We start from the raw sequence: 1,985 nt of genomic DNA on the forward strand, positions 1-1,985 counted from the left end.
TATTGTACTTCGTTCGGTTACGTATTGCTACAGGGTATCCATCCCCTGAAGACCCGCCATCGTCAATGCATTGCGATTGTCACTCTTACCGTTGGTATTATTGCCCACAGTAAACTGATCCCCCGCTACCGGCGTGCCGGAGATGGAGAAGGAGATACCACCAAAGGCATCGAACTGGCCAACCTTGGCCGTCACCGGAAAAGACTTGCCGGTGCTTTCGGTGGCCGGGTCATAGAGGATGTAATCATTGGGTGCGCCCACTGGGCCGTTGGCAACGGTAAAACCTGGATTGCCCGCACCATCCGCATCAGCGACAAAGGTGAACTGCATCGCGGCACCGTAAGGCAGTCCATTCGTATTCGAAACCACCGGCTGGCTCATCACCGCATCACCACTGTTGGCAGGATTGCCGTTGGCATCGGTAAGGGGCTGGCTCGACAGGCGGCTGGCGGCTGCCAGTTTGTCCGTATCGTGAATCAACAGATCGAAACCATCCGCGCCGTCGCGGGTGGGACGTATCTGAAAACTGTCACCTACCGCAACACCTGCCGAATCAATACTCAAAGAGAATCCATCCTGAGCGTAGGTAAAGGGCGAAGCGCCTCCGGTGTTGATGTTGAACGTCTGATTATCGGATTGGCGCGTCAGAGTGTAGGTATTCAGCGCCGTGTATTGCAGTGTGTAATCGCTGGCGGTCAGATCTCCCACATTGGTATAGGTGGCGCTCACCGCACCACCCGCATTGCTGGCGTTGGGCAGAATATCGACACTGCCCATGGAAAAGAGATCGGCACCGGCCAGACCATCAAGATCGAGTCCCAGCGCGTGCTGGCTGTTCAATTCGTCTGCAATGCCCAGTGCAACAAGCCCCAGACGATTCTGGGCCGGGTCAAGAATGTCGTCGCGAAAACCGAGCAGACCACCCAGTTGACCGCCGGTAATATGGTCGGTAACCACTTGGGTACCGTAAACAGTGGTAAAAGCCAGATCCCGCTGGTCCGGATCACCATTGTTGTTCTGGGTTGACAGCGTCGCCGCCTGAGTATCCATCACCAGCGCCTGTCCCTTGCCGATAAAGACATTCATGGATCCGTTGCGCTGTTCGAGCACCTGTATGTCGACCAGTTTTGATAACTCATCGAGCATCTGATCACGCTGATCCAGCAGACCATTCGGCAGCGCTGAGAGTCCACTGTTGGAGGCGTTTGCCACCTGCACATTGAGTTCGGCGATGGATGTAGCCAGACGATTGACCTCATCGACCGCAAAATCGAGTTGATCGTTCAGGCGGCTGCGCACCGCCTCGATCTCGCCATCGATATAGTGAAACCGATCCACCAGTGATTCAGCTTCTGCCAATACCAGTTGGCGTGCCGGGACTGCTGAAGGATCATTAGCCAGCCCCTGGACGGCAGCAAAAAAATCCTGCATGGCCGGCCCCATACCGAGTGCCGAATCGGCCACCAGATTGTCCAGTCGCAGGGCGGAGTTGTAGTAGACATCGAGCTCTTCCGTGGCGGACTGACTGCGCCTGACCGAAGTGGCGAGGAAGTTATCGTACTGACGGTCGATACCGGCCAGCTGGACACCTGAACCGTTCCACCCGGTTGTGTTATAGCCGGTATTACGGGTCGAAAAGTCCACCTGCTGACGGCTGTAGCCCTCAGTGTTGACGTTGGCGATGTTGTGGCCAACGGTATTCAACGCCTGCTGATTACTCAGCAGGGCAGAAACACCAATCGACAGAATACCGCTCATCTCATTAACCTCTCATCCGCCGGAATTCCAGACGGAAACACTCGAAACCTTATATCGGCTTGTGGACTGACTCCTTGAGTCCCGCCACCGCCTGCTTCATCCTTACCCTGCATCACTTACGTGATCTTTCTCAGCGCCAAGCCCGGATCTGCCCAAGCATAACCACTCTGCACCGCAGCGCACCAAAATGAGCAGCTGTGTTAAGTATTCCCCAACGCACTCCCGTA

Annotated in this window: 1 protein-coding gene; it reads right to left on the reverse strand. The window is 55.6% G+C overall.

Translation table 11 applies throughout. The annotated features are described in order from the left end of the window. Positions 1 to 27 precede the first annotated feature (27 nt). Positions 28 to 1,758, reverse strand: a complete 1,731-nt coding sequence (flgK, locus tag G9Q73_RS17940; RefSeq protein WP_246345380.1) for a flagellar hook-associated protein FlgK — start codon at positions 1,756 to 1,758, stop codon at positions 28 to 30. Positions 1,759 to 1,985 lie beyond the last annotated feature (227 nt).

This window comes from endosymbiont of Lamellibrachia barhami, from assembly GCF_011947365.2.
Classification (GTDB): Bacteria; Pseudomonadota; Gammaproteobacteria; order Chromatiales; family Chromatiaceae; genus QGON01.

What these genes read in the sequence shown, in the direction of transcription:
- flgK (WP_246345380.1), bottom strand. Translation starts at nt 1,758, where the DNA reads ATGAGCGGTATTCTGTCGATTGGTGTTTCTGCCCTGCTGAGTAATCAG.